This window comes from Streptomyces sp. GL_141, assembly GCF_057834385.1.
Window position 1 is genome coordinate 8,218,950 of record NZ_CM174402.1, and the last position, 22,547, is coordinate 8,241,496.

At 70.9% G+C, this 22,547-nt stretch carries 18 protein-coding genes; 11 read left to right on the forward strand and 7 right to left on the reverse strand.

Annotation, left to right across the window (positions count from 1 at the left end; genetic code table 11):
- Nucleotides 1-136: 136 nt before the first annotated feature.
- Nucleotides 137-1,918, reverse strand: a complete 1,782-nt coding sequence (locus AC3IX6_RS36545) for a methyltransferase (RefSeq protein ID WP_489371669.1) — start codon at nucleotides 1,916-1,918, stop codon at nucleotides 137-139.
- A 173-nt stretch (nucleotides 1,919-2,091) separates the two neighbouring features.
- On the reverse strand, nucleotides 2,092-3,312 hold the full coding sequence (locus AC3IX6_RS36550; RefSeq protein ID WP_489367580.1) for a 4-hydroxybenzoate 3-monooxygenase: 1,221 nt from the start codon (nucleotides 3,310-3,312) through the stop codon (nucleotides 2,092-2,094).
- A 159-nt stretch (nucleotides 3,313-3,471) separates the two neighbouring features.
- On the opposite strand from AC3IX6_RS36550, the gene AC3IX6_RS36555 reads away from it, so the two are divergent.
- Nucleotides 3,472-5,856, forward strand: coding sequence for an ATP-binding SpoIIE family protein phosphatase (locus tag AC3IX6_RS36555; RefSeq protein WP_489367581.1), 2,385 nt, complete (start codon nucleotides 3,472-3,474; stop codon nucleotides 5,854-5,856).
- 30 nt (nucleotides 5,857-5,886) lie between these two features.
- Here the strand turns inward: AC3IX6_RS36555 and AC3IX6_RS36560 are convergent, their stop codons facing one another.
- Nucleotides 5,887-7,362 carry a carboxylesterase/lipase family protein gene (locus AC3IX6_RS36560; RefSeq protein ID WP_489367583.1) on the reverse strand — a complete coding sequence of 492 codons (1,476 nt, stop codon included), beginning with the start codon at nucleotides 7,360-7,362 and terminating at the stop codon, nucleotides 5,887-5,889.
- A gap of 119 nt (nucleotides 7,363-7,481) precedes the next feature.
- Between AC3IX6_RS36560 and AC3IX6_RS36565 the strand changes: the two genes are divergently transcribed.
- Genes AC3IX6_RS36565 through AC3IX6_RS36575 form a run of 3 tightly spaced genes read left to right on the forward strand, consistent with a single transcriptional unit; the run spans nucleotide 7,482 to nucleotide 10,394 of the window.
- The gene (locus tag AC3IX6_RS36565; RefSeq protein WP_489367584.1) at nucleotides 7,482-8,330 is read left to right on the forward strand and encodes an MBL fold metallo-hydrolase; all 849 of its coding nucleotides are present in this window, start codon (nucleotides 7,482-7,484) and stop codon (nucleotides 8,328-8,330) included.
- Between the two features lie 3 nt (nucleotides 8,331-8,333).
- On the forward strand, nucleotides 8,334-9,281 hold the full coding sequence (locus AC3IX6_RS36570) for a LysR family transcriptional regulator (RefSeq protein WP_489367585.1): 948 nt from the start codon (nucleotides 8,334-8,336) through the stop codon (nucleotides 9,279-9,281).
- Nucleotides 9,282-9,338: 57 nt separating this feature from the next.
- Nucleotides 9,339-10,394: a tartrate dehydrogenase gene (locus AC3IX6_RS36575; protein WP_489367586.1), complete on the forward strand. Its 1,056-nt coding sequence runs from the start codon at nucleotides 9,339-9,341 to the stop codon at nucleotides 10,392-10,394.
- A gap of 37 nt (nucleotides 10,395-10,431) precedes the next feature.
- On the opposite strand, the gene AC3IX6_RS36580 is transcribed toward AC3IX6_RS36575, so the two are convergent.
- Nucleotides 10,432-11,757 carry a M20/M25/M40 family metallo-hydrolase gene (locus AC3IX6_RS36580; protein WP_489367587.1) on the reverse strand — a complete coding sequence of 442 codons (1,326 nt, stop codon included), beginning with the start codon at nucleotides 11,755-11,757 and terminating at the stop codon, nucleotides 10,432-10,434.
- 237 nt (nucleotides 11,758-11,994) lie between these two features.
- Here AC3IX6_RS36580 and AC3IX6_RS36585 point away from each other — a divergent pair, with 237 nt between their 5' ends.
- Nucleotides 11,995-12,747, forward strand: coding sequence for a class I SAM-dependent methyltransferase (locus tag AC3IX6_RS36585; protein ID WP_489367588.1), 753 nt, complete (start codon nucleotides 11,995-11,997; stop codon nucleotides 12,745-12,747).
- Nucleotides 12,748-12,889: 142 nt separating this feature from the next.
- On the opposite strand, the gene AC3IX6_RS36590 is transcribed toward AC3IX6_RS36585, so the two are convergent.
- A complete protein-coding gene (locus tag AC3IX6_RS36590) occupies nucleotides 12,890-13,054 on the reverse strand; it encodes a hypothetical protein (protein ID WP_489367589.1) in 165 nt (54 codons plus the stop codon).
- Nucleotides 13,055-13,671: 617 nt separating this feature from the next.
- Between AC3IX6_RS36590 and AC3IX6_RS36595 the strand changes: the two genes are divergently transcribed.
- A complete protein-coding gene (locus AC3IX6_RS36595; protein WP_489367590.1) occupies nucleotides 13,672-14,412 on the forward strand; it encodes a CAP domain-containing protein in 741 nt (246 codons plus the stop codon).
- 366 nt (nucleotides 14,413-14,778) lie between these two features.
- Here AC3IX6_RS36595 and AC3IX6_RS36600 read toward each other — a convergent pair whose 3' ends face one another.
- Nucleotides 14,779-15,378, reverse strand: a complete 600-nt coding sequence (locus AC3IX6_RS36600; protein WP_489367591.1) for a hypothetical protein — start codon at nucleotides 15,376-15,378, stop codon at nucleotides 14,779-14,781.
- 239 nt (nucleotides 15,379-15,617) lie between these two features.
- Here AC3IX6_RS36600 and AC3IX6_RS36605 point away from each other — a divergent pair, with 239 nt between their 5' ends.
- The 5 genes from AC3IX6_RS36605 to AC3IX6_RS36625 all read left to right on the forward strand — a co-directional run bounded on the left by AC3IX6_RS36605 (nucleotide 15,618) and on the right by AC3IX6_RS36625 (nucleotide 20,590).
- Nucleotides 15,618-15,941: a plasmid stabilization protein gene (locus tag AC3IX6_RS36605; RefSeq protein ID WP_489367593.1), complete on the forward strand. Its 324-nt coding sequence runs from the start codon at nucleotides 15,618-15,620 to the stop codon at nucleotides 15,939-15,941.
- 71 nt (nucleotides 15,942-16,012) lie between these two features.
- Nucleotides 16,013-16,468 carry a DNA polymerase ligase N-terminal domain-containing protein gene (locus AC3IX6_RS36610; protein WP_489367594.1) on the forward strand — a complete coding sequence of 152 codons (456 nt, stop codon included), beginning with the start codon at nucleotides 16,013-16,015 and terminating at the stop codon, nucleotides 16,466-16,468.
- 524 nt (nucleotides 16,469-16,992) lie between these two features.
- Nucleotides 16,993-18,414: a purine-cytosine permease family protein gene (locus tag AC3IX6_RS36615; protein WP_489367596.1), complete on the forward strand. Its 1,422-nt coding sequence runs from the start codon at nucleotides 16,993-16,995 to the stop codon at nucleotides 18,412-18,414.
- A 52-nt stretch (nucleotides 18,415-18,466) separates the two neighbouring features.
- Nucleotides 18,467-19,636, forward strand: a complete 1,170-nt coding sequence (locus AC3IX6_RS36620) for an agmatine deiminase family protein (RefSeq protein ID WP_489367598.1) — start codon at nucleotides 18,467-18,469, stop codon at nucleotides 19,634-19,636.
- Nucleotides 19,637-19,930: 294 nt separating this feature from the next.
- The gene (locus AC3IX6_RS36625; RefSeq protein ID WP_489367600.1) at nucleotides 19,931-20,590 is read left to right on the forward strand and encodes a transcriptional regulator; all 660 of its coding nucleotides are present in this window, start codon (nucleotides 19,931-19,933) and stop codon (nucleotides 20,588-20,590) included.
- A 108-nt stretch (nucleotides 20,591-20,698) separates the two neighbouring features.
- Here the strand turns inward: AC3IX6_RS36625 and AC3IX6_RS36630 are convergent, their stop codons facing one another.
- The gene (locus AC3IX6_RS36630; protein ID WP_489367601.1) at nucleotides 20,699-22,135 is read right to left on the reverse strand and encodes a nucleobase:cation symporter-2 family protein; all 1,437 of its coding nucleotides are present in this window, start codon (nucleotides 22,133-22,135) and stop codon (nucleotides 20,699-20,701) included.
- Between the last annotated feature and the right edge of the window lie 412 nt (nucleotides 22,136-22,547).

Here is a 22,547-nt window from a genome sequence, read left to right on the forward strand (position 1 = left end):
CCATGGTCTGCCGGGAGGGGCTCAAGTCCTGCCGGGGACAATCCGGCGTGTCGGACGGCTCGCGCCGCCGGCCCCCTCTCCCGGCCCTCGCTCACGACGGACCTGGAGAGGGGGCCCACCGCCCGGCGGGCCTCGCCTACCGGGCCTTGCGGGCGTGCAGGACGTACGCCTCCAAGGGGAGCGGGGTGCGGTCGAGCAGCTCCAGTCCGGCGTCGGCGAGCAGGCGGGCGTAGTGCCCGGCGCGGCGTTCGCGACCGCCGACGTTGCACATCATGTGGAGGTCCCAGGCCGTGGCCAGCGAGGGGGAACCGTCGACCGGCAGCAGCCGTTCGACGATCAGCAGGTCGGCGTGGGCGGGCATCGCGCGGGCGCAGTGGCGCAGGATCTCCCGGCACCGGTCGTCGTCCCAGTCGTGCAGGATCCGGGAGAGGACGTACACGTCACCGCCGTGCGGTACGTCCGCGAAGTCGCCGCTGCGGTAGTCGCAACGGGCACCGCAGCCCGCGGAGTCGAGCGAGCGGCGCGCGGCCTCGACGGCGTGCGGGCGCTCCAGGAGCATGCCCCGCAGCCCCGGGTGCGCGGTCAGGATGCGCCCGAGGAGTTCGCCGTTCCCGCCGGCGACGTCGACGACGGTCCGCGGGGTGGACGCCCGGGCCGCCGTGGTGATCACCGGGTGGTCGGGGAGCGGTTGGAACATCCGTGAACTGGCGGCCATGGAACGGTCGAAGAGATCGGCGAGTTCGGGGTCGCGCGCGAAGTGGTCGAAGTGGTTCTCGCCGAAGAGGCGGTCGAAGGCCGGCTGTCCGGTCCGCACGGTGTGGTCGAGCGCGGCGAAGGACCGGTAGAAGGGGCCCGCGTACATCAGGGCCAGCGGGCGCATCGTGTCCGGGGAGTCCGCGCGGAGCAGGGCTCCGAGCGGGGTGAGGCGGAAGCTTTCCTCTTCTACGGTGTCCTTGGTGCTCTCCGTTTTCTCGGTGCCCCCGGTGCCTTCCGTGTGCTCGGTGTGCCCGGTGTACTCGGCCACGACGTCGAGCATCGTGAGGTAGCGCAGGAGCGTGGCGAGGCTCTCGGGCCGGGTTGCGGTACGCCGGGCGAGTTCCCGGGTGCCGGTGGCCGCGTGCGGGTCCATGGCGTCGGGCAGGCCCAGACGTGCGAACGCGCCGAGCGCCTGTGTGGTCCACGCTCCGGTGAGGAGGCGTAGGAGCGTCTCGGCGGGGCGGCCCGCGTCCGGGCGCTCCTGCGGATCCGCGCGGAGGTGGTCGTCGAGGGCGTCCCGGTGGTCGCCGGGTGTGTAGAGCTCGAGGCGGCGGTAGCCGCACGCCCCGGACGCCGGGGTGGTGAAGTAGAGGACGGTGCCGTCCTCGTGCGGGTTGTACCCGCCGCCGTCGGGGCGGGCGCCGTGCCGGGCGAGCACCGCACACAACCCGCGCAGCACCAGTGGGTCCGGGTGCTCCAGTTCGAGGGCCAGGTGGGTCTCGTGGCCCCGGGCGCGTTCGTGCGCGGCGATCGCGCCCAAGTCCGACTGCGGGGGGACCGTGAGGGCGAACACCTCCACCGCGCGGCGCTCTCCGGCCGGGCCCTGGACGCGGGGGCGCAGGATCCGGACGTCGAGCTCGGCCAGGTCGCGGCGGTGGCGCCGGGCGAGCCGTTCCCGTACGACGACGCTGGGCTGGGACGGCGTGTCGACGGCGAGCCCGCAGTCGGCGAGCCGGCGGCGCAGGTCCTGCGGATCGGTGGGGAAGAGCAGCAGGCCGGCGTGGGCGAAGCGGCAGTGCGGGGCCAGGGACTCCAGTTCACGCCCGCGCAGCCCGGGCAGCAGGAGGGGCAACAGGGTGGCGGTGTCGTGTTCCCGCACGAAGGCTACGGCCGCGCGCAGGCGGGCCGTGTCGTCGGGAAGCATCGTGCCGTCGGGAAGCATCGTTTCGCCTCGAAGCGTCGCTTCGGCGGGGCGGGTCGCTTCGTCGGGGAGGGTCGTCGTCATCGCGGAGGTTCCTCGGGCGGTGCTGGGGCGGTGCTCCGGCGGAGCGGGGCATGGGGGACCGACTGTGCGGTGATTGAGGGAAAGGCGGATGGTGAGGGGAAGAGCGGTGGTCACACGCCGACGTAGTTCTCGGCGAACCAGTCCTGGTGGGCGCGGGAGGTGCGCAGGGAGTCGAGGCGGGCGCGCCGCAGGGAAGCCTGGAAGAACGATCCGCCTGACGGGCCCGGGCCCGGATCCGGGATCGCGTGCAGCAGCCCGGTCATCCACTGGGTGAACTCCTGTGCGCGCCAGATGTGCGCCAGGGATTGCGCCGAGTAGCGGTCGAGGGCTGCGTCGTCTCTTCCGGAGAGGGTCTCGGCGAGGGCTCCGGCCAGGATCTCCGCCTCCAGCACGGCGAGGTTCGCGCCCTTCGCGGCGGCCGGCGCCGTCAGGCTCGCGGCGTCGCCGGCGAGCAGGAGCGAGCCGTGGCGCAGCGGTTCGATCACGTCGCACGCGAGGTCGACGACGCCGCGCTCGATGATCGGCCCCCTGTGCAGCGGACCGTGCTCCGTGGCGCGCATCCGCAGGTCGAGTTCGTCCCAGATCCGCTGCTCGGACCAGGCGTCGGCGGGGGCGCCGCGCCGGCACTGGAGGTAGTAGCGCGTGATCTGCGGGCTGCGGGCCATGTGGCCGGCGAAGCCGCGGTCGTGGACGGCGTAGGCGACGGCGTCGAGGCTGGGAGGTGCTTCGGCGAGCAGGCCGAGCCAGCTCACCCCGTGGTCGTGGTGGTGGCGGACCGCGTCCGGTGGCAGTGAGCGGCGGGACGCTCCGTGGCGGCCGTCGCAGCCGGCGACGTACCGGGCGTCCCATCGGGAGGGCCGGCCGTCCGGCTCCCGGGTGGTGACGTACGGCCGGGCGCCGTCGGCATCGTGGACCGACAGGGCCTCGGTCTCGAAGTGGATCCTGCCACCGGCGCCGAGGTAGTGCGTCAGGAGGTCCGTGACCAGGTTCTGCTGCGGGTAGACGGTGTGCTGTTCGCCCCGGCCCAGGGAGCCGTAGTCGAGGCGGAAGCGGCCGTCCCCGGTACGGAACTCGCACGTGCCGTGGGTGCGTCCGTGCCGGTGCAGCCCGTCGGCGAGGCCGTGGCGGTCCAGGACCCGCACGGTGTTCGGTGCGAGGAAGCCGGCTCGGGCCCGGGTCTGGACGTGTAAGCGGTCGGCGCGTTCGAGAACGACGCAGTCGATCCCGGCGGCGAGCAGGAGGTTGGCGAGCACCAGGCCGGCGGGGCCGGCGCCGAGCACGACCACATCGGCCGAGGCGCTTAAGCGTCGACAATTCTGACTTTCTGTCATAGCGCCGGAATCATAAGCACGGAAAAACCCGATGAAGATCACCAATAACCCACATGCAGCAATAGAGTGAAAATCACTGGATCACTCGCCGGTGCGTTGCCGACGCCCGGCGGCGACGCGGGTGGCGGGTCCGCGTAGAGACATTGCGTAACCGGGCTGATGGTCCGCACCGTCGAGATCCTGGGCCGCCGGCTCGGCCGCGTGGACCCGCGCGCACTGCGGACGCGCATCGGCCTGGTCTCCAGCGCGCAGCGCGTTCCGGAGAGCGAGACCGCGCACACGGTCGTCCTGACCGGCTCGACCGGCACCGTCCAGACCTCTGGCGCATGGACCCGCGTCCGAGCCGCACTGACCGCCTCGTCGAGGCCCTGGCCTGCTGCGCGGTCGCCGGGTCCGGCCCCCGGGACGATACTGAAGGTCACGGTGCGTGGAGGCGACATGCGTGAACCGGAGCGTCGCGGCCCGAGGCGGGCCTCGGTGCCCGTCAGTGCCGTCAGTCAAACGGCAGCGGTCGTCCTGGACGAGGCCGGCGTGGTCCTCGCGCGTTCGCAGTGGGCTGCGACGCTCCTGGGCTGCGCGCCGGGCCAGACGTGTGCGCCCCTGCTGGGGGTGCTGCCGCGCGCCGGAACGGAGGGGGCACCGGGCGGCGGTCACCTGGTCACCATTCCGGGTGATGCTGACGGTGCTGGTCACGGTGGCGGCGACGCGGGTCACGCGGTCACGCTGGTCTGCACCGTTGTCCGGCTAGCGGCCCGCACCCCGGGCGATTCCCCCGCCGAGGCGCAGTGGCTGGTCCTGGTCACCCCGTCGGAAACCGAGGCGGAGGCGGCCGAGCGCGATGCGTGGCGGCGCCGGAAGGGGCTGTCGCACGCCGCCGCAGCGGGCATCGGCACCTCCCTGGACGTGACCGAGATGGCCGAGACCCTCGTGGATCTGCTCGTCCCCGACTTCGCCGACCTGGCGACCGTCGACATCGCCGAACAGGTGCTGGTGGGCGACGAGCCCCCGCACCTCGACACCAGCGGGGACGTCCGCCTGCGCCGGATCGCCGCCGCGCAGAGCCCGGAGATATCCGCCGAGGACCTCCTCGCGGTGGGTGAGGCGCTCCCCCCGGTGGCGGACAGTGCGTTGATGCGTCCCCTCATGAAGGGGCTGCCCGTGCTGGTCCCGGACGTTGCCGTCCTGTACGCGAAGCTCGGCGTGGATCCGGAGAGCATGCCGCTGTTCGTCCCGAGCGGGGCTCACTCGTCCGTGGCGGTGCCGCTCTACGCACGAGGTCTGATCCTCGGCTGCGTCACCGTCTGGCGCAGTCAGCTGCCCTCCGCGTTCGGCGAGGAGGACGCGGCCCTGCTGCACGACCTCGTCTCCCGGGCCGCCTTGGGCGTGGACAACGCGCGCCGCTACACCAAGGAACACCAGTCGGTACTGGCCCTGCAGCGGAGCCTGCTGCCGCGCTCGGCCCTGGACTCCGCCGCCGCGGAGACGGTGGGCGTCTACCAGCCGGCCGGCGGCGGTCTCGGAGTCGGCGGGGACTGGTTCGACGTGATCCCGCTGCCGTCGTTGCGCGTGGCGTTCGTCGTCGGGGACGTCGTCGGCCACGGCCTCGATGCCACCGCGGCCATGGCGCGCCTACGGACCGCGGTGCAGACTCTCGCGGACCTCGACCTGGACCCGGGCGAGCTCCTCACGCACGTGGACGACCTGGTGCTCGGTCTCTCCAGCGAGGACGCGACCGGCGATTCCCGCTCCGAGACGGCGGTGCTCGGCGCGACCTGCCTGTACGCCGTCTACGACCCGGTGACGAGGAAGTGCGCCGCTGCCACGGCGGGACATCCGCCGCCGGCCGTGCTGGCGCCCGGTGAGGAGCCGGTCTTCGTCGACACGATGCCGGGACCGCCCCTGGGGATCGGCGGAATGCCCTTCGAGGTGACGGAGTTCGACGTACGGCCCGGCAGCACCCTCGCGTTCTTCACGGACGGACTCGTCGAAAGCCGCGGCGGCGACATCGAGGAGGGGATGGAGAGACTGCGGGCCGCGCTGGCCGCTGCGGACTCGAACCGGCCCCTGGGTGAGATCGGCCAGAGCATCTTCGACAGCGTGCTGCCCCGAGAACCCTCCGACGACGTCGCCCTGTTGCTCGCCCGCCCCCATGCCCTCTCATCCGATCAGGTCGCCGAGTGGCAGCTCGCAGCCGACCTGTCCCTCGTCGCGCAGGCCCGTGAGCTGGTGGTCGGGCAGCTCTCCAGCTGGCAGTTGGACGAACTGAGCTTCGTGACGGAACTCGTCGCGAGCGAGCTCGTCACGAACGCGATCCGGTACGCCGGGGGACCGGTCGGACTCCGCCTGATCCGCGACCGCGTGCTCGTCTGCGAGGTGTCCGACCCCAGCAGCACCCAGCCCCGCCTGCGCCGCGCACGGGAGTCGGACGAGGGCGGGCGCGGCCTGTTCCTCGTGGCCCAGCTCACCGACCGGTGGGGCTGCCGGTTCACCAGTACCGGGAAGACGATCTGGACGGAGCAGCCCATAGGCGAGGGGCCCGCCTAGGCGCGCCCCTCGCCTAGGCGCGCCCCTCGCCTAGGCTCCTGCGGCCCCGAAGCGCAGGGTGGTGCGCGAGGGCAGGTCGTACCGGTCCCAGTGCGGCACGGCCGGGTGGTGGGGGTCGCCGGTGCGTACGAACGAGATCCAGGCCTGGTGCACGCGCCGGGCGAGATCGTCCCTGATCCGGGTGTCCATCCCCGCCAGGAACGGCGCGTGCGACCACGTGGCGAAATTGTTGAAGACGAACGGCAGGTCCAGGCAATGCGGCGCACCCAGCCGGCCGTCGTGTGCGGGGGTGGGGAAGGCGAACTCGTACGTCCAGACCGGGCGACCTCGTGCCGCCCGCGCTCGCGCGAACGCCAGGGTGGGCTTCCTGAACAGCTCGTCGGTGGTCAGGTCGATGAGCACGTCGACCGGTCGGCCACCCGGGCGGGCGGCCTCGTACGCCGCGTAGGCTTCGGCCGCGCCGTCACCGAAGCTGTCCCGTGCCCGCCGGAGCACCTGTTCCCTGGTCGCCGACGCGTACGCCTCGCCCAGCGCGAAGACGAAGGCGGTCTCTTCCCCGGTCCAGCCGATGAGCACGTCGATGTCCGCGCCCGGACCGTCGAGCAGGTTCTCGACCGGTTGCCGCGCCGCCGTCACGCCGTCGAGGACCGGCATGAACGGCGTGGTCCAGTGCCCCCATCGCGTGGTGGCCGCGAGGAGCTCGGCGGTGGCTTCGACCAGTCGCGGCCACGGCACCTTCCGCAGCGCGTCCACGTCCTTCGCGCCGACGATCTCCAGGTAGGCGGCGGTGCGGGCCAGCGCCTCGGCCGGTGTGGCGAGGGGCATGGCGAGCGGCAGGCTCTGGAGGATAGCCCTGCGGAAGAGCCGGCCGCCGCCGGCGTGGCCGGCGAGCGCCGCCGCGGACAGGGCGCCGGCGGACTGGCCGGCGACGGTGACGTTGTCGGGATCCCCGCCGAAGGCCGCGATGTTCTCCCGCACCCAGCGCAGCGCCGCGAGTTGGTCGGTGAGCCAGACGTTGCCGCCCTCCGCGCCGTCCTGCTCGGCGAAGTACAGCAGTCCGAGCGGTCCGAGCCGGTAGTTGAGGTTCACCACCACCAGGTCGCCGTTCCGCGCGAACGTCTCGCCCGAGTAGTTCGGCATCGCCCCGGACCCGGAGATGAAGGCGCCGCCGTGGATCCAGACCAGGACGGGGCGGCGGGCGTCATCGAGGCCGGGCGTCCACACGTTGAGCGTCAGACAGTCCTCGTCGAAGGGCGCGAAGCCGTGGCCGCCGAGCAGCGGGTCGACCTCGCGGACGATCTGCGGCGCACTCGGGCCGTACGCCGTCGCGTCGAGGGTGCCGCTCCATCCGGGGTGCGGCTGCGCGGGGCGCCAGCGGAGGGTCCCGACGGGCGGCGCCGCGTACGGCACGCCCTTGAACACGGCCAGGTCGCCCTCGGCGACGCCGCGGACCGGACCCGATCGCGTGTGGGCGACGGGCGCGGTGCGGTCCTGAGTGAAACCCATCCTGTGCGTCCTTCCAGGCCGGCCCGGATCCAGGGGACCCAGGGATCGTGAGCCTCACGGTATTGCGTATTTCTTGCGAACGTCAATATTCTTCGATTAATCATCAAGGGGAGGCCCGTATGACGGCGTGGCGCATCGGTACGACGGTGATCCACAAGGTGCTGGAGGCGGAACTCGCCGTGCCCCTGTCGGGGGTCCTGCGGACGGACGACACCGCACTCCTGAAGAGGTACCCGTGGCCCGCTCCCGACTTCAGCAGGGCCGACGGCACCTTCGTCCTCTCGGTCCACGGGCTGGTCGTGGACACCGGTGCGCGCCGGATCCTCGTGGACACGTGCGTGGGCAACGCCCGGGCGTCGGTTCCGTTCCTGCGCATGCTGGACTCGACGTGGCTCGAAGACCTCGCCGCCCTCGGCTACCCTCCGGAGTCGATCGACACGGTCGTGTGCACCCACCTCCACTTCGACCACATCGGATGGAACACACGCCTGGTGGACGGGAGTTGGGTGCCCACCTTCCCCCGTGCGCGCCACCTCGTCACCCGGGTGGAATGGGACCACTGGGCCGACGACGCGGACACAGACCTCGACGACACGATGCGGCCCCTGATCGATGCGGGGCTCGTCGACCTCGTCGGGAACGACCACCGGGTCTGTGACGGCGTACGCCTGGAAGCCGCCCCCGGGCACACCCCGGGCCAGGTCGCGGTCGTGATCGAATCCGGCGGGGAACGCGCCGTGATCACCGGCGACCTCGTGCACCATCCGGTGCAGTTCACCGAACCGGACGTGGCCGGCTTCGCCGACACCGACGCGGTGCAGGCCGCCGCCACCCGGCGGGCCTTCGTCGACCGGTACGCCGACACGGGAACGCTCGTGATCGGCACCCACTTCCCCGCTCCTACGGCCGGCCTGCTCCGGCGCGGCGGCGACGGGGGCGTCCGGTTCGTCGTGGACGGCCTGCGCTGAACCGTGGACTTCCGGCAGCTGACGTACTTCCTCGCCATCGTCGACCACGGCGGCTTCACCCGCGCGGCCGCGGCGCTCTACGTGTCCCAGCCGTCCCTGTCGCAGGCGATCCACGTCCTGGAGCGGGACGTGGGCAGCAGCCTGTTCCACCGGATGGGCCGGAAGGTCGTCCTCACCGAGGCCGGCTCCGCGCTGGTCGCGCCGGCACGCGACGCCCTGCACGCCCTGGAGCTGGCCAGGTCCGGCGTCGGCGCCGTCCGGGAACTGCGCGCCGGTCGCCTGGAGATCGCAGCGATGGCCTCACCGACGATCGAACCCCTCAGCACCATGCTCCGGCGCTTCGCCGAGCACCATCCGGCGGTGTCGCTCAGCCTGCGCCTGGCCCTCACCCGCGAGGACGTGGTCGAGAGGGTACGTACGGGAGCCTGCGAGCTCGGACTGCTGACCACCGCCACCGTCACCACCAGCGCTGCCACCGTCACCTCCGGTGCCGTCACCACCGCCTCCTCGCCGCTGCCGCATGCGGACGTCGTCCCGTACCACGTCGGAGATCACCGGCTCGTCCTGGTCACGCCGCCGGACGGCCCGTTCCCGGCCGGCCGGGCAGTGCGCCGCGAACAGCTCGAAGGGCACCGCCTGATCGTCGGGCAGCGGGGGACCGGGATCCGCGCCTACGTCGACGACCTGATGGCACAGGGCATCGACATCCGCATCGCGGTGGAGAGCGAGCACCGCATGGCCTTCCTGCCCTTGGTGCTCGGAGGCGTCGGGCTGGCGGTGGTGACGGAATCCTGGGCCGACCTGGCGGAGCGGGCGGGAGCCCTCGTCCTCGACCTGGAACCGGCCTGCGTCCAGCGCAACGTCCTGGTGAGCCGCAAGGGGCAGCTGACACCGGCTGCGCGCGCCTTCCTCGGCATCGCCGTCCCACCGGCCCATAGGAGCAGCCTATGAGTCACATCGGGGATGCGTGTTGGACCCGGGCGGCTGACGATTGCTGGAATGCGAGCCATGACGAACCACAGCATCGCCCTCATCCCCGGCGACGGCATAGGCACCGAAGTCCTCCCGGCGGCACGCGAGGTCCTCGACACCGTCGGCAAGCGCCACGGCATCACCTTCGCCTACGAGCAGTTCGACTGGTCCTGCGAGCGCTACCTCCGCCTCGGGTCGATGATGCCCGAGGACGGACTGGAGCGGCTCCGCCGCCATGACGCGATCCTGCTCGGCGCCGTCGGCTACCCGGGCGTGCCGGACCACGTCTCCCTGTGGGGACTGCTCATCCCGATCCGCCGGGCCTTCCACCAGTACGTCAACCTTCGCCCCATCCGCGTGTTCGACGGCCTCCCCAGCCCCGTCCGCACGGCCCTGCCCGGCGAGGTGGACTTCGTGGTCGTCCGGGAGAACACCGAAGGCGAGTACAGCGAGATCGGCGGTCGGATGAACCGCGGGCTCCCCGATGAAATGGCCGTGCAGCAGGCCGTGTTCACGCGGGCAGGTGTGACCCGCGTCCTCGACTTCGCCTTCCGCCTCGCCGAACGGCGCGGCGGCCCCCTCACCTCCGCGACCAAGTCCAACGGCATCGTGCACACCATGCCGTTCTGGGACGAGCTGGTGGCCGAGCGCGCCGCCGAGCACCCCGCGGTCGAGTGGAACCAGGAACACATCGACGCACTGGCCGCCAAGTTCGTCCTCGACCCCGCACGCTTCGACGTCGTCGTCGCGTCCAACCTCTTCGGGGACATCCTCAGCGACCTGGCGGCGGCCGTGGCCGGCGGCATCGGCATTGCCCCGTCCGCCAACCTCAACCCGCAGGGCGCGTACCCGTCCATGTTCGAGCCGGTCCACGGATCGGCCCCCGACATCGCCGGGCAGGGCATCGCCAATCCGATCGGCGCGATCTGGTCCGCCGCCATGATGCTCGACCACCTCGGCCACCCCCGGGCCGCGGCCGAGATCACCGATGCCATCGCCCGGGTCCTGGCCACCACTCCCGTACGCACCCGCGACCTCGGCGGCCGCGCCTCCACCGCCGCGTTCACCTCCGCCGTCCTCCAGCACCTCTGACGGAAGACCGGCGCCGCCGCGCCGGGGGCGGCTTCCTTTACGCGGACAGTCTGAGGACCGCGTCGAGGAGGCATGCCCCGCCGAACATCAGGTCGGTGATCCGGGCGTGCTCGTCAGGTGCGTGGATGAGCCGCATGATGTCCGCGTCACTCGCGGACGGAAAGAATCCGACGACCTTCGTGTCGGGGAAGGCGCGGGCATCCGTGGCGGCCGGATTGATGTACGGCAGCACGCGCGCACCCGGTTCGTGGGCCGCGACGGTATCGCCCAGGACGCGCAGGAGTTCCGGGTCGTCGTGCGTGCCGCGGCTCACCCGGCCGTGCAGCAGAGACACCTCGACACGGTCACCGACCGCCCTCTGGATCTCCGCCACCCAGCGCTCGGGCCGTTCGCCCGGAAGGAGACGGCCGTCCAGCACCACCTCGGCTTCGACGGGCACCACGTTCTGGCGCTGCCCCGCGGACAGCATGGTGGGAGTCGCGGTGTTGTGCAGGCCGGCGCCGACGAACTCCCGCAGGACGGGATCGATGGGCAGGTGGTGCGCCCGGGCCCAGGTCGGGTCCTTCAGCAGCTGTTCGATCGCCACCGCACCCGGGCCCCGGTGCAGGTCCGCCAGGGTGCCGAGCATGCGCCGCGAGGCCGGAAGCAGTACCGACTCCGGGGCGAACGCGCGCAGCCGCAGCAGGGCCTCGGCCAAGGTGAAGACCGCCGACTCCGAGCGCGGGACGGAGGCGTGGCCGCCCGGCCCGCGGGCGGTGATCCGCATCCGGGCGCTGCCCTTCTCGGCCACTTGGGCGGTGTAGACGGGGCCGCCGGGCGTCATGAAGCGCTGGCCGCCGCCTTCGTTGAACGCGAACTCGGCCTCGACGAGGCTGCGGTGGTTCTCCCACAGCCAGTACGCCCCCAGCCGGCTGCCGGCTTCCTCGTCGGCGGTGACCACCAGCAGCACGTCCCGCCGGAGCGGGATCCGGTGCGCTGCGAGGAGTTGCATGATCAGCAGGCTCGCGGCGACCTGCCCCTTCATGTCGAGGGCCCCGCGGCCCCACACGCAGCCGTCGGCAACCTCGCCAGAGAAGGGGGGACGGCTCCATCCGCCGGGCTGGGTCCCGACCACGTCGGCGTGGCCCAGCAGCATGAGCGGCGGTTCCTGTCCGGTCCCGGGCAGCCGGGCGACCAGGTTGGCCCGTCCGGGCGCGGACTCCAGGACCTCGTGTGCGATGCCGGAGGCGGACAGCTCGCGGGAGAGGTGTCGTGCGACGGCGATCTCATGGCCCGGAGGGTTCGAGGTGTCCAGGCGGATGAGCGCGGAAAGGTGGCTGACGAGGTGGCGTTCCTGGTCGGCCCAGGAGAAGGGCAGAGGCATCGGCCGAGGTGAGGTGGACATCTGGGCTTCGAAGCCTCCGTGGCTTGGCGCTGTGCGCAGAGCTGCCGTTACACGTGTAACGATAAGGGAAGTACCTGTCTGGCACCGTCGGATGCTCCGGGCCGGCCCGATGGCCGGGTGTGTTCCGAATCGTGACCGCGCACTCCTCTGCGAGGGCGTTCGGTCGAACCGAAATCCGTATGCCTGCGCGGCGGGTGTGGGGTTAGCGTGCCCACCATGACGACCGCCGGCGGCTACGAGAAGCACATCGAGGAAGCCCTGCGGGCGACCATGTCGGGCTGGGACTTCGGCTGGCTGCGGGGCCGGGCCACCGGAGAGGGCCCCTCGTGGGATTATGAACAGCAGGCCCGGGCCCTGCTTCCGCACGCGCGAAGCCTCCTGGACATCGACACCGGCGGCGGCGAACTCCTGGCCTCGTTCGCCCCGTTGCCGCCGCAGAGCGCGGCCACCGAGAACTGGGCCCCCAACCTCCCCCTGGCGCGGCAACGCCTCGCCCCGCTGGGGGTGGAGGTCCACCATGCGTCGGGCTCGAACCTGCCGCCCGGCCCCTTCGATCTGATCCTCAACCGCCACGGGTCGCTGGACGCGGCGAGCATCCGCACGGCACTCGCGCCGGGCGGCCGGCTCCTCACCCAACAGGTGGGCAGCCGCAACCAGTTGGAACTCAACGAAGCCCTCGGCATCCCCTCGCCGAGCCACCCCGACGCGTGGACCCTGGAGGTCGCCGTACGGGCGCTGGAAGACGCGGGCCTGCACGTGACCACGGTGCGCGAGGAGATGAACCCGTACACCTTCCACGACATCGGGGCGGTGGTCTTTCAAGTACGCGCCATCCCATGGCAGTTCCCCGGATTCGACCCTTCCGGGCACGAACCGGGGCTACGCCGACTCGACCGGCATCTCAGGGCCGCAGGCGGTTTCACGGTGCACGACCACCGCTTCCTGATCGAGGCCCAAGCTCGGCGCTGACGGCGCGGCCGACCGCATCCGGGCCCGGGCCCGGATGCGGGCACGGTGGGCCGGCCCCGTCACCCCTGGACGCGGGGTTCGTGGCGATGGGGCCCGGAAGAGGCCGCCCTCCGGGGCCCCTCCCGGGCCCCTCCCGGGCGCGTCAGGGAGGGCCGCGCCTCGGCCCGCGCCGTGCGGGATGCGGGTCGGTCTCGGGCAGCAGCCCGAGCATGTCCAGCAGCAGCGCCAGCTCGCTCGCGTCGGCGGCCCGTGAGGCGACAAAGCGGCGCGCTGCCGCACGGTCGGTGGTCCCGGTACACGTCAGCAAAGCCGGCTCGTCACAACCAAAGGGATCCTTCACCCGGCCGATCCCACCACGCCGTCCCGCTCTGTGCACGTGCAGTGGTCCGCTTGATCGACCGGCGTCCGAGTGGGCGGATCCCTTCGGGGCGCCAGGGTTGCGATCCGAAGATCCTCGGCCCCCACCCCCTGTCGGCCTGACGTGCTGCTCGGCGAGCGTGGCGCACTGGCCGGAGGGAACGCCGCCGCCGTCCGGTTCCCCCTCCGGACTGTGACATGCGTCATGCCCCATAGGTCACCCAGTAGCCCTCCGTGGAGATCCTTTGCCTCTGCACATTTCCGCGTATGTCCCTGTTTGGCGAAGACATGCCCCACTCCGACGAAACCGGAATCAGGCACTCCCATTTCTCCGGTTCCAACAGGGCTGACAGGGATGGGATCTGGCGGCGGGCCAGGCGGCCGGCGCAGTGGCCGCGGCGGTGGAATGCACGATCTTCGGGCTGTTTCAAGCCTTGCCCCGAACGCTCCGCGCGTCCGAGCGGCGGCGGCTTGCCAGGCTGCTGGAGGGCTTCTAAGAATGGCGATTCCTCCGGCGCCTTCGCGGTCCGGCGCCGGGAGCTTCGCGATCACCGAGTGAGGTCCCGCATGAAGAAGCACCGTAAGAAGACGCACCACAGGAAGATGGTCATCGCGGTGGGGGTGCTCGCCCTCGTGGCCATACCCACCACGGCCATGGCCTGCCTCGACCCGCAGACGAGCGACCCGATGCGGCCCGTCGCGGCCGAGCGTGACAGCCGTCCCTGGTACGGCGACCCCGGTGCCCAGCAGCCTGCGGAGGTCCCGGTTCAGCCCGACGCCCCCACGGAGATCGTCGATCTCCCGGTCGCCCAGCCGCCCGTCGAGCCGGTCCCGGAGTACGCGCCTCCCGCGCAGCCCGAGACGCAGCAGCCGGTGGAGCCGCCCGCCGAGCCGGCCGTAACCCCCGGACCCCCGGACTCCGCGGCGCCCTCCGGCGCGGCGGCCGAGGTCCTCGCGCTCGTCAACCAGGAGCGCGCCGCGGTCGGCTGCCCCGTACTCACCGTGAACGCGAAGCTCACGAAGGCCGCACAGGACCACAGCGAGGACATGGCCGCCCACTCCACCATGTCCCACACCGGCTCCGACGGCTCCGACCCGGGTCAGCGGATCACCCGCGCCGGGTACCAGTGGCGTACGTACGCCGAGAACGTGGCGTACGGCTACCCCACCGCCGCCAAGGTCATGGAGGGCTGGATGAACAGCCCGGGGCACAAGCGGAACATCCTCGACTGTGACCTCAAGGAGATCGGCATCGGCCTCGCCCAGCCCGGCCAGTACTGGACACAGGACTTCGGCGCCACCCGCTGAAGCCCTGGTCAGCGCCGGACGGCGCCGGCCAGTGGCGCGGTGTCGAGCCCGGCGCCGTGGCGGAGTCCCACCAGGAAATCCTGAAACGCCTCCGTGGAGGTGTGGGAAGGGGAGCAGCCCAGTTCCTCGGATCGTGTGTGGGCTGGAACTTCCATGCCAGGTGCACCACGGCGTCGGCGCCGCGGAAGAGCCGGTCCAGGTCGCTGCCGCCGGGAGTTACGTCCGGCGCCTCCCAGTGCACTCCGTCCACCCGGTGGCCGGGCCGGCGGCGGGCCGCACCCGTCAGGTCGGACACGGCCGGATCGCCGGCCAGCGCGTCGATCGCGCTCGTGCCCGCGTTGCCCGTCGCTCCCGTCACCACGACCTTCATGACGCCCACCCCGCCTTCGGCATCCGCCCCGCGACGTGGCGCGGAGCGGCCGGTGCCGCTCGGGGTGCGTCGCGCAGGGCGCGGCCCACGGCTGCCAGCCGCAGCGCTTCCAGGGTGTCGGCCTGGCGCTCGGCGCGTGCCAGCAGCCGGCCCATGGCGTCTACGTCCAGCAGGGGATCAGAGCGGGCCAGGGTGTGCAGGGCCCGCCAGAGCTCCTTCTTGCCCTCGACACCGAGCCTGATGGCCTCCAGTTCGAGGACGTCGCTCAGGGGCGAGCGGGAGAGCAGCCTGCCGTTCGGCTTCAGCCGCCCGGCCTGTGCCGCGGCGATGGCCATGAGCATGCGGAGGTTGTCCGCGGGAACGTCGAGAGCCATCATGATCTCGCGCAGGCTGTCGCGGTACTCCGCGATGTCCTCAACGAGGGCGGCCAGGCGCGGCCCGGCGTCGGTGCCGCGGTGGGCGCGTGCCGTCCGCTTGACGAGGGCGATGCCCGCCCCCGCACCGGCGAGGTGGTCGTTGAGGTAGAGGCCCAGCAGGCGGTGGGCGTCCTGCGCGGTGCGCTTCTTGTGAGAGGTCTGCGCTCGGGGGTGTTCCATGGCTCTGCTCCTTCCCCGGCCGGTCCGTCGGTCCGTCGGCCACTCCGGCGCCTTCCCGCTCAGGAGCCCGGCACACGATGCCTCCACCCACCTGTCCCGGGGGGAGGGGCGTCTCGACTCCGATGCTGTCCGGGTCGACTTTTCACGGCGTCCGTGGTGTGCGTCGCACGCGTGTGGGCAGGCGCCGTGCGGGGTCCGGTGGATCCGGCCACGGGACCGGCGCGATACGAGGAGCTGCCATGCCTCGCGGTTCAAGTCCCAAGCGTGAACGGCAGTACGAGCACATCAAGGAGAGCGCCGAGCAGCGCGGTGAGAGCACGAAGCGGGCGAAGGAGATCGCGGCCCGCACGGTCAACAAGGAACGGGCGCGTTCCGGCGAGTCCAAGACCGCCAGCCGGTCCTCGATACAGGACGTGTCTTCCGCGAAGCGGGGCGGCCAGCGCTCGCACAGCGGCGCGCGGGGCCCCACGAAGGAACAGCTGTACAACGAGGCGAAGCAGCGCAACATCCAGGGCCGCTCCAAGATGGACAAGGCCGAACTCAAGCGCGCCCTCGGCCACTGACCGGGCAAGCCGAGGAGGCAGTGCTCCCTCTGTCCGGAACGGCGAGGCACCCGATGCGCTGACGCCGGACAGTGAGGCGCGGCGCCGTCGCGGTACCCAGGGGTCGTTCCGGTGACCCGCACGACAGGCGGTTCGCCACGCCGACGGAGGACCATCCGCTGGAGTACCGCGAGTTCGAGGGCGTGATCCCGCACGGTGAATACGGCGGCGGCACGCTGATCGTCCGGGACGAAGGGACGTACCGCAACCTCTCCACCGACCGGGGCGGGCACGAAGTCCCGCTCGCCGGCGCGCTGGAGCCAGGGCACGCTTCGTTCGAGCTCGTCGGCCGCACACTGCACGGTGCATACTCACTCACTCGTATCCGCACCGCGCAGCCCGAGGGGCGAGAGGCCTGGCTGCTGGTCAAGCACGCTGACGACAGGACGAGGCCCACGGGCACGCCGGACCCGCGGCGGGAACGGTCGGCCCGTACCGGCCGCACGCTGCGACAGGCCGCCGCCGGCCGACCGACGGGTGAACGGTGATGACAGCACCCCGTGTTTGCGGGCGGGCCGGCGCACCGTCGAGCTCAGCCGACCGGAGAAGGTCCTCTTCCCGGAGGACGGCATCACCAAAGCGGACCTGGCCGGCTACTACCGCTCCGTAGCCCGCCGGATGCTGCCGCACCTTCGCGGCCTGCAGAGGAGGCCGCCACCGTGACCCGCAACCGGGCCGCCCTCTCCGACGTGGACGCGGCCGGTTCAGGATGAGCGGAGCGTACTGAAAATTCCGTCAGTGTCAATCCGTGGGGGCCGAGTCCTGTGTGTGCACACCGCATCGCAGGTCATGGGGGGCCTTTCGGGTGGATGTCCATGCGTAGTGGTGGGAGATGTCGGGGACCGGCATGTGTGTAGGGAACATTCGACGCAAGGGATTGACTGGAATTTCAGTCAGTCCCTACGGTGAGCCCCAGCCTGATCGGCTTTGGAGGGGCGGGGCGGCTCAAGGGCCGTGCGGATGCCCGTACATGGGAGAGTAAATGGGAACAATTCCCTCAGAGATACCGGACGTGACACCTCCTGCGGGCATCGAGTTGCACTCGATCGACTGGGTGCCGCTTGAGGAGCGGCACGGGAAGCCCGCGAACGTCGGCGCCATCTGGTTCGTCGGCAGTCTCAATCTCACCGGTCTGGCGACCGGCGTCGTAACGCTCTCCATGGGGGCTTCGCTCGTCTGGACGGTGATCGCCACCGTCCTCGGATCACTCTTCGGCACGTTCTTCATGGCGTTCCACTCGGCCCAGGGTCCTCAGCTGGGTCTGCCCCAACTGGTGCAGTCCCGCGCTCAGTTCGGGTATCTGGGCGCGGCGTTCACCGTGTGGGTGTTCGCCCTCGTCAACTACGTGGCTTTCAACACCTCCGACGCCCTGCTGTCCGGCCAGGCCCTGAACATGCTCACCGGGATTCCGAACGGGCTCGGCTATGCCCTGGCCGCCGTGGTGGCTGCCGTGATCGCCCTGTTCGGATACGAATGGATCCACCGGCTGAACAAATGGCTGACCTGGCCCTTCGTCGTGATCACCGCGGCGATCACCGGGGCCGCCCTGTTCGGCGGAGGGATGCCGGACGGGGTCTGGGACGCCGGCCCCTTCGAACTCGCCCCGTTCATGCTCGTGTTCGTCTTCGTCGCAGGCTTCCAGCTGGGCTGGGCGCCGTACGTCTCGGACTACTCGCGCTACCTCAGGCCCGACGTCCCGGTCCGCAGCACCTTCTGGTGGACCTACCTGCCCAGTGCGATCTCCGGGATCTGGGTGTTCGTCCTCGGAGCCGTGGTTTCGGCCGGTGCCCCGGAGGGTGCCGACCCGGTGACCGCCCTGAAGTTGGCGGCGGACCGGCTGTTCAACGGGTTCGGTACGGTCGCCGTCGTCGTCCTGCTGGTCGGGCTGCTCTCCATCATGGCGATCAACCAGTACGGCGGCAGCCTCTCCATGATCTCGATCGTGGACTCGTTCCGGCCGGTCAAGCCGACGAGGGCCATCCGGATCGCGACGATCGGGATCATGATGGTGGCCGTCGGGACGGTCTCCGTCCTGGTGGGCATCGACCAGTTCAACTGGTTCTTCTCCAACGTCGTGGTCGTGCTGACGTACCTGTTCATCCCCTGGACGGCCATCAACCTGGTCGACTTCTTCTTCGTCCGGCGCGGCCTGTACGTCGTCAAGGAGATCTTCAACCCGCAGGGCATCTACGGCCGTTGGGGGTGGCGGGGGAATCTCGCCTACGCCATCGGCCTGGCCTGCATGGCGCCGTTCATGGTCATCACCGGCCTCTACGTCGGGCCCGTGGCGGAGCACCTCGGCGGCGTCGACTACTCGATCTTCGTCGGACTGCCGGTGGCCGGCGGCCTCTACTGGCTCTTCGCCCGAAGCCTCGACCTCGCCACCGAACGTCGGCTGGTCCGGGAGGAGGGGCTGCTGGACGCCCTCCACTGAGCAACCCCGCGCCTTCATGCCCGTAGGGAACTTCCATGAGTAGGAGCACCACGTGAAGACCGAGAACGACGGCCACAAGCCGGCCATCAGCCGCAGAACCCTCCTGACCCGCACCGGAGCGGCCGCAGCCGCGCTGGCGGTGGGGCCGGTCCTCGGCGGCATCCAGCCCGCCATGGCCGCATCCTGGCGCGTGCCGGGGGAGGAAACCTCGCACAAGCGGACCTGGATGGCCTGGCCGTCCAGCTCCACGATCTGGGGCACTCTGCTGTCCAAGATCCAGACTGACATCGCCAAGCTGGCCAAGGAGATCGCCAAGTACGAGCAGGTCGTCATGTGTGCGGACGGCTCGTCGGCCGCATCGCAGGCCAGGAGCATGTGCGGGTCCACCGTCACGGTGATCAGCTCGGTTCCCGTCTCGGACTGCTGGATGCGCGACACCGGCCCGCTGTTCCGCGTGGACGGGGCCGGTGGCCTGGACTCCATCGGCCTGAACTTCAACGCCTGGGGCGAGAACGCCACGAGCTTCTACGGGATCCCGGCCTCCGCCTACAACAAGGACCGTGTGCTCGAGCAGAACCTCGCCGCCTACAACGGGACCCCGTTCGCCAGAACGTCCGTGGTCGGCGAAGGCGGCGGTGTGGAGTACGACGGCGACGGCACGCTGATGGCGACGGAGAGCTGTTGGGTGAACTCCAACCGGAACCCCGGCAAGACGCGGAGCCAGATAGAGGCGGAGCTGCTCGCCCGGTTCGGCGCCTCGAAGATGATCTGGCTGCCCGGAGTCACCGGCGAGGACGTCACCGACGGCCACATCGACGGCACCGCCCGGTACATCAAGCCCGGCGTGGTGATGGTGCAGTTGGCCGGCGCCGTGCGGCCGGCCGTCTGGACCGCCAACGCCAACGCCATCCGCAACGTCCTGGTGAACGCCACCGACGCCAGGGGGCGCCGACTCCAAGTCCTCACCATCGAAGGCCCCGACACCCTGCCCCGGATCTCGCGGGGCAAGCAGGCGGCGTTCCTCAGCTCCTACATGAACTGGGCGGTGACCAACCAAGCGGTGATCACCACCCAGTTCGGCGACACCGCCAAGGACGCGGCGGCCAAGGCGGCCATCTCGGCCGCCTACGGCAGGCCCGTCGTCCAGCTGAACCTCGACAACCTCTACGGCAACGGGGGCGGGGGCGCCCACTGCGTCACGATGCAGGAGCCCAACCGCTAACCAAACCGCCCGGGTCTCGCTCCTGAGACCCGGGTTCCGCCGTGTATCCACAGGGTTGCTGTGGACATCGCGATCATCTCTCTTCACCCCTCCACGGCCTTTGAATCGAAGGGGAGCGGCCGGTTCCGACCTTCCTAAGGTCTGTTAGTGTGCCCGCGCTTGGTGTTCGTCCATCATTCCGTTTCCCCTCGCGCGCGGAGCGTCCGAGGGGTGTTGCGAGGTGTCGTGTACGTGTACAGCGCTCCGTTTTCCCCTGCCGAGGCCAGATCCGCGCGGGCCCGCATGGGTCTGACCGTGACGCAGGTGGCCGCCTCCATGGCCTCCTGCGGCACCCCGGTCGACCCCGAGCTGGTCCTGGCATGGGAGCGTGGCTCCCACGCGCCCTCCGACCAGCACCTCTTCGCGCTGGCCGATGTGTTGTGGTGCGACACGGTCACCCTGATGGGCACCGGGCCGAGGACGCTCGTAGAGTTCCGGCTGGCCCGCCGGCTCGGTGTGGAGGGGCTGGCGCACCGCCTGGGCATGGACCCGTCCGAGTACCGCGCGGCCGAGTCGGCGCAGCAGTGGCACGGTGATGCCCGGCAGACGCGGGTTCTGGTGGAGGCCCTGGGTCTGTCCTTGCGCGGGCTGACCGGAATCGTGGGCCGGGACGGCGAGTTGGCGGACCATCTGCGGTCGGCCATCGCCGGACGGTGGAAGGTCCACGTCGACCCGGTGGTGGAGATCGTCGCCGTGGACACGACGAGCGTGGGCGATGCGCTGCGCACGATGCACGGGGAGTTCTCCGAGTTCTCCGAGCGGTACATGGGCAACCTCGTGGCCCGCAACGACGACTCCAGGCTCAAGGAGATCGCGGCGGAGCGTGCGGCGTACCTGCGCCGACTGGCCGACCGGTTCTGGGAGTTGATCGGGGAAGAGGGCGGGGATTCCCCGTACCCCGGGACGGGCCACTGAGAGGGGGAGTGCGGCGGCGGCAAGGCCGGAACGGCGGGGAATCCGCTGCTCCGGCCTTGCCGTCGGGCTAAGGCGGTCTCCCGGTCACCCGGTCTCCCGGTCACCTGGTCAGTGGGCGAGTGCTCCACTGCCCGGCCGGGCGATGGGGCCGTCCTCCATGTCGTCCCAGTCGATGTCCATCGTGCTGCGGCTGGTGAAGACGTTGAAGATCAGGTTCAGGGCGATGGCCGTGAGGGCGCCCAGGGTGATCCCGCTGTCGAGTACGGCCCGGACGCTGTCCGGCATCCTGGCGAAGAACGGCGCGACCGTGGTCGGCAGCAGTGCGGCGCCGAGACTGACCGCCAGGATCAGGGTGTTGCGCTCCTCGCGCAGATCCGCCTTGCCCAGGATCTGGACGCCGACCGCGGCCACGATGCCGAACATGGACACCGCCGCCCCACCCAGTACCGGGTGCGGGATCGAGGCGACGAGGCTGCCGGCCTTCGGTAGCAGTCCGAGGGCGATCATGAAGACGCCGGCCGCCGCGACGACGTAGCGGCTCATGATCCTTGACATGCGGACGAGGCCGATGTTCTCCGCGAACGCCACGTACGGGAACGAGTTGAGGATGCCGCCGAGCACCGTCGCCACGCCGTCGGCGCGCAGGGCGCGCGCGATGGTGTCGGCGTCGACCCGCTTGCGGGTGATCTCCCCGATGGCGTAGACGTCCCCGGTGGTCTCCACCATCGTGATCAGCATGACGACGAGCATCGCGATGATCGGGAACAGCTCGAACCGTGGCATGCCGTAGTGGAACGGTGTGGTGACCCCGAACCAGTCGGCCTGCTCCACCACTCCGAAGTCGACGTCCCCGAAGAGCCATGCGACCGTCGTGCCCGCCACGAGCCCGAGTAGCACGGCGAGGCTGCTGAGGAGCGGCTTGCCGACCCGGACCAGGGCCAGGATGAAGAGCAGGGTGCCGAGCGCGTACGCGAGGTTCTCCGGGGCCCCGTACGCGGGTGTTCCGATGAGGTGGGCGCCACCGGCCGCGTCCTGGAGGGCCACGGGTATCAGGGTGATGCCGATGATGGTGAGGATGGTGCCGATGACGACCGGCGGGAAGTACTTCACCAGCTTGCTGAAGAGCGGGGCGAACAGGAAGGTGGCCATGCCCGCCGTGATCACCGCTCCGTAGACGACGAGCAGCCCTGCGGTGCCGCCGCCCGCGCCCGTGCCGATGGCGATCATGGGGGAGACCGCCGTGAAGGTCACGCCTTGGACCAGCGGCAGCCGGGCGCCGACCTTCCAGACCCCGAGGGCCTGGATGATCGAGGCCACGCCGCAGGTCAGGAGGTCGGCGTTGATGAGGTGGACGAGCTCCTGGCGGCTGAGGCCGAGCGCGTTGCCGAGGAGGACGGGGACGATGACGGCCGCGGCGTAGAAGGCCAGCACGTGCTGGAATCCGTACAGGGCGAGCCTGGGGACGGGGAGCGACTCGTCGACCGGGTGTGTCTTCTGCCGGGAGGAGGGCTGCCGGTTGGACGGCCGGGAGGACTGTCGGGGCATTCTTGCCATCTCTGCCTTGCCTTCGCGAGGTAGGTGAATGAGAAAACCGCCGCCCTCCAGCCCCGGATGACAGGGCGAGGGCAGGCCGGCTCGCACGGAGCCGACGCCGGGCGGTGTTGCCGACAGCACGTCGCTCTGCATGCAGATGTGTCCCGAGTTGGCGGGACGTCCTTCGATCGATGGATCGGATCACGGGTTGATCATTGGATCCGAAGGGATTTCGACCGGAGGGCGCTCACCATAGCCAAAGGCGGGGTTTCCTCGCGAGTAACCGGAGTAAGACTTCTCAGTTCGCCCGCCGGATCGCGCCCGCCACCCACCGGGAACCGACGTCCCCGCAGGCCGGCGGCCCCTCGGCGGGCTGTTAAAAACACCCTTTGGGCCGTTCGGAGGCAATCACGCGTCGCTCTCC

Coding starts and splice junctions, on each gene's coding strand:
- AC3IX6_RS36545 (WP_489371669.1), bottom strand. CDS start 1,918: ATGCTTCCCGACGGCACGATGCTTCCCGACGACACGGCCCGCCTGCGC.
- AC3IX6_RS36550 (WP_489367580.1), bottom strand. CDS start 3,312: ATGACAGAAAGTCAGAATTGTCGACGCTTAAGCGCCTCGGCCGATGTG.
- AC3IX6_RS36555 (WP_489367581.1), top strand. CDS start 3,472: ATGGTCCGCACCGTCGAGATCCTGGGCCGCCGGCTCGGCCGCGTGGAC.
- AC3IX6_RS36560 (WP_489367583.1), bottom strand. CDS start 7,362: ATGGGTTTCACTCAGGACCGCACCGCGCCCGTCGCCCACACGCGATCG.
- AC3IX6_RS36565 (WP_489367584.1), top strand. CDS start 7,482: ATGACGGCGTGGCGCATCGGTACGACGGTGATCCACAAGGTGCTGGAG.
- AC3IX6_RS36575 (WP_489367586.1), top strand. CDS start 9,339: ATGACGAACCACAGCATCGCCCTCATCCCCGGCGACGGCATAGGCACC.
- AC3IX6_RS36580 (WP_489367587.1), bottom strand. CDS start 11,757: ATGCCTCTGCCCTTCTCCTGGGCCGACCAGGAACGCCACCTCGTCAGC.
- AC3IX6_RS36585 (WP_489367588.1), top strand. CDS start 11,995: ATGACGACCGCCGGCGGCTACGAGAAGCACATCGAGGAAGCCCTGCGG.
- AC3IX6_RS36595 (WP_489367590.1), top strand. CDS start 13,672: ATGAAGAAGCACCGTAAGAAGACGCACCACAGGAAGATGGTCATCGCG.
- AC3IX6_RS36600 (WP_489367591.1), bottom strand. CDS start 15,378: ATGGAACACCCCCGAGCGCAGACCTCTCACAAGAAGCGCACCGCGCAG.
- AC3IX6_RS36605 (WP_489367593.1), top strand. CDS start 15,618: ATGCCTCGCGGTTCAAGTCCCAAGCGTGAACGGCAGTACGAGCACATC.
- AC3IX6_RS36630 (WP_489367601.1), bottom strand. CDS start 22,135: ATGCCCCGACAGTCCTCCCGGCCGTCCAACCGGCAGCCCTCCTCCCGG.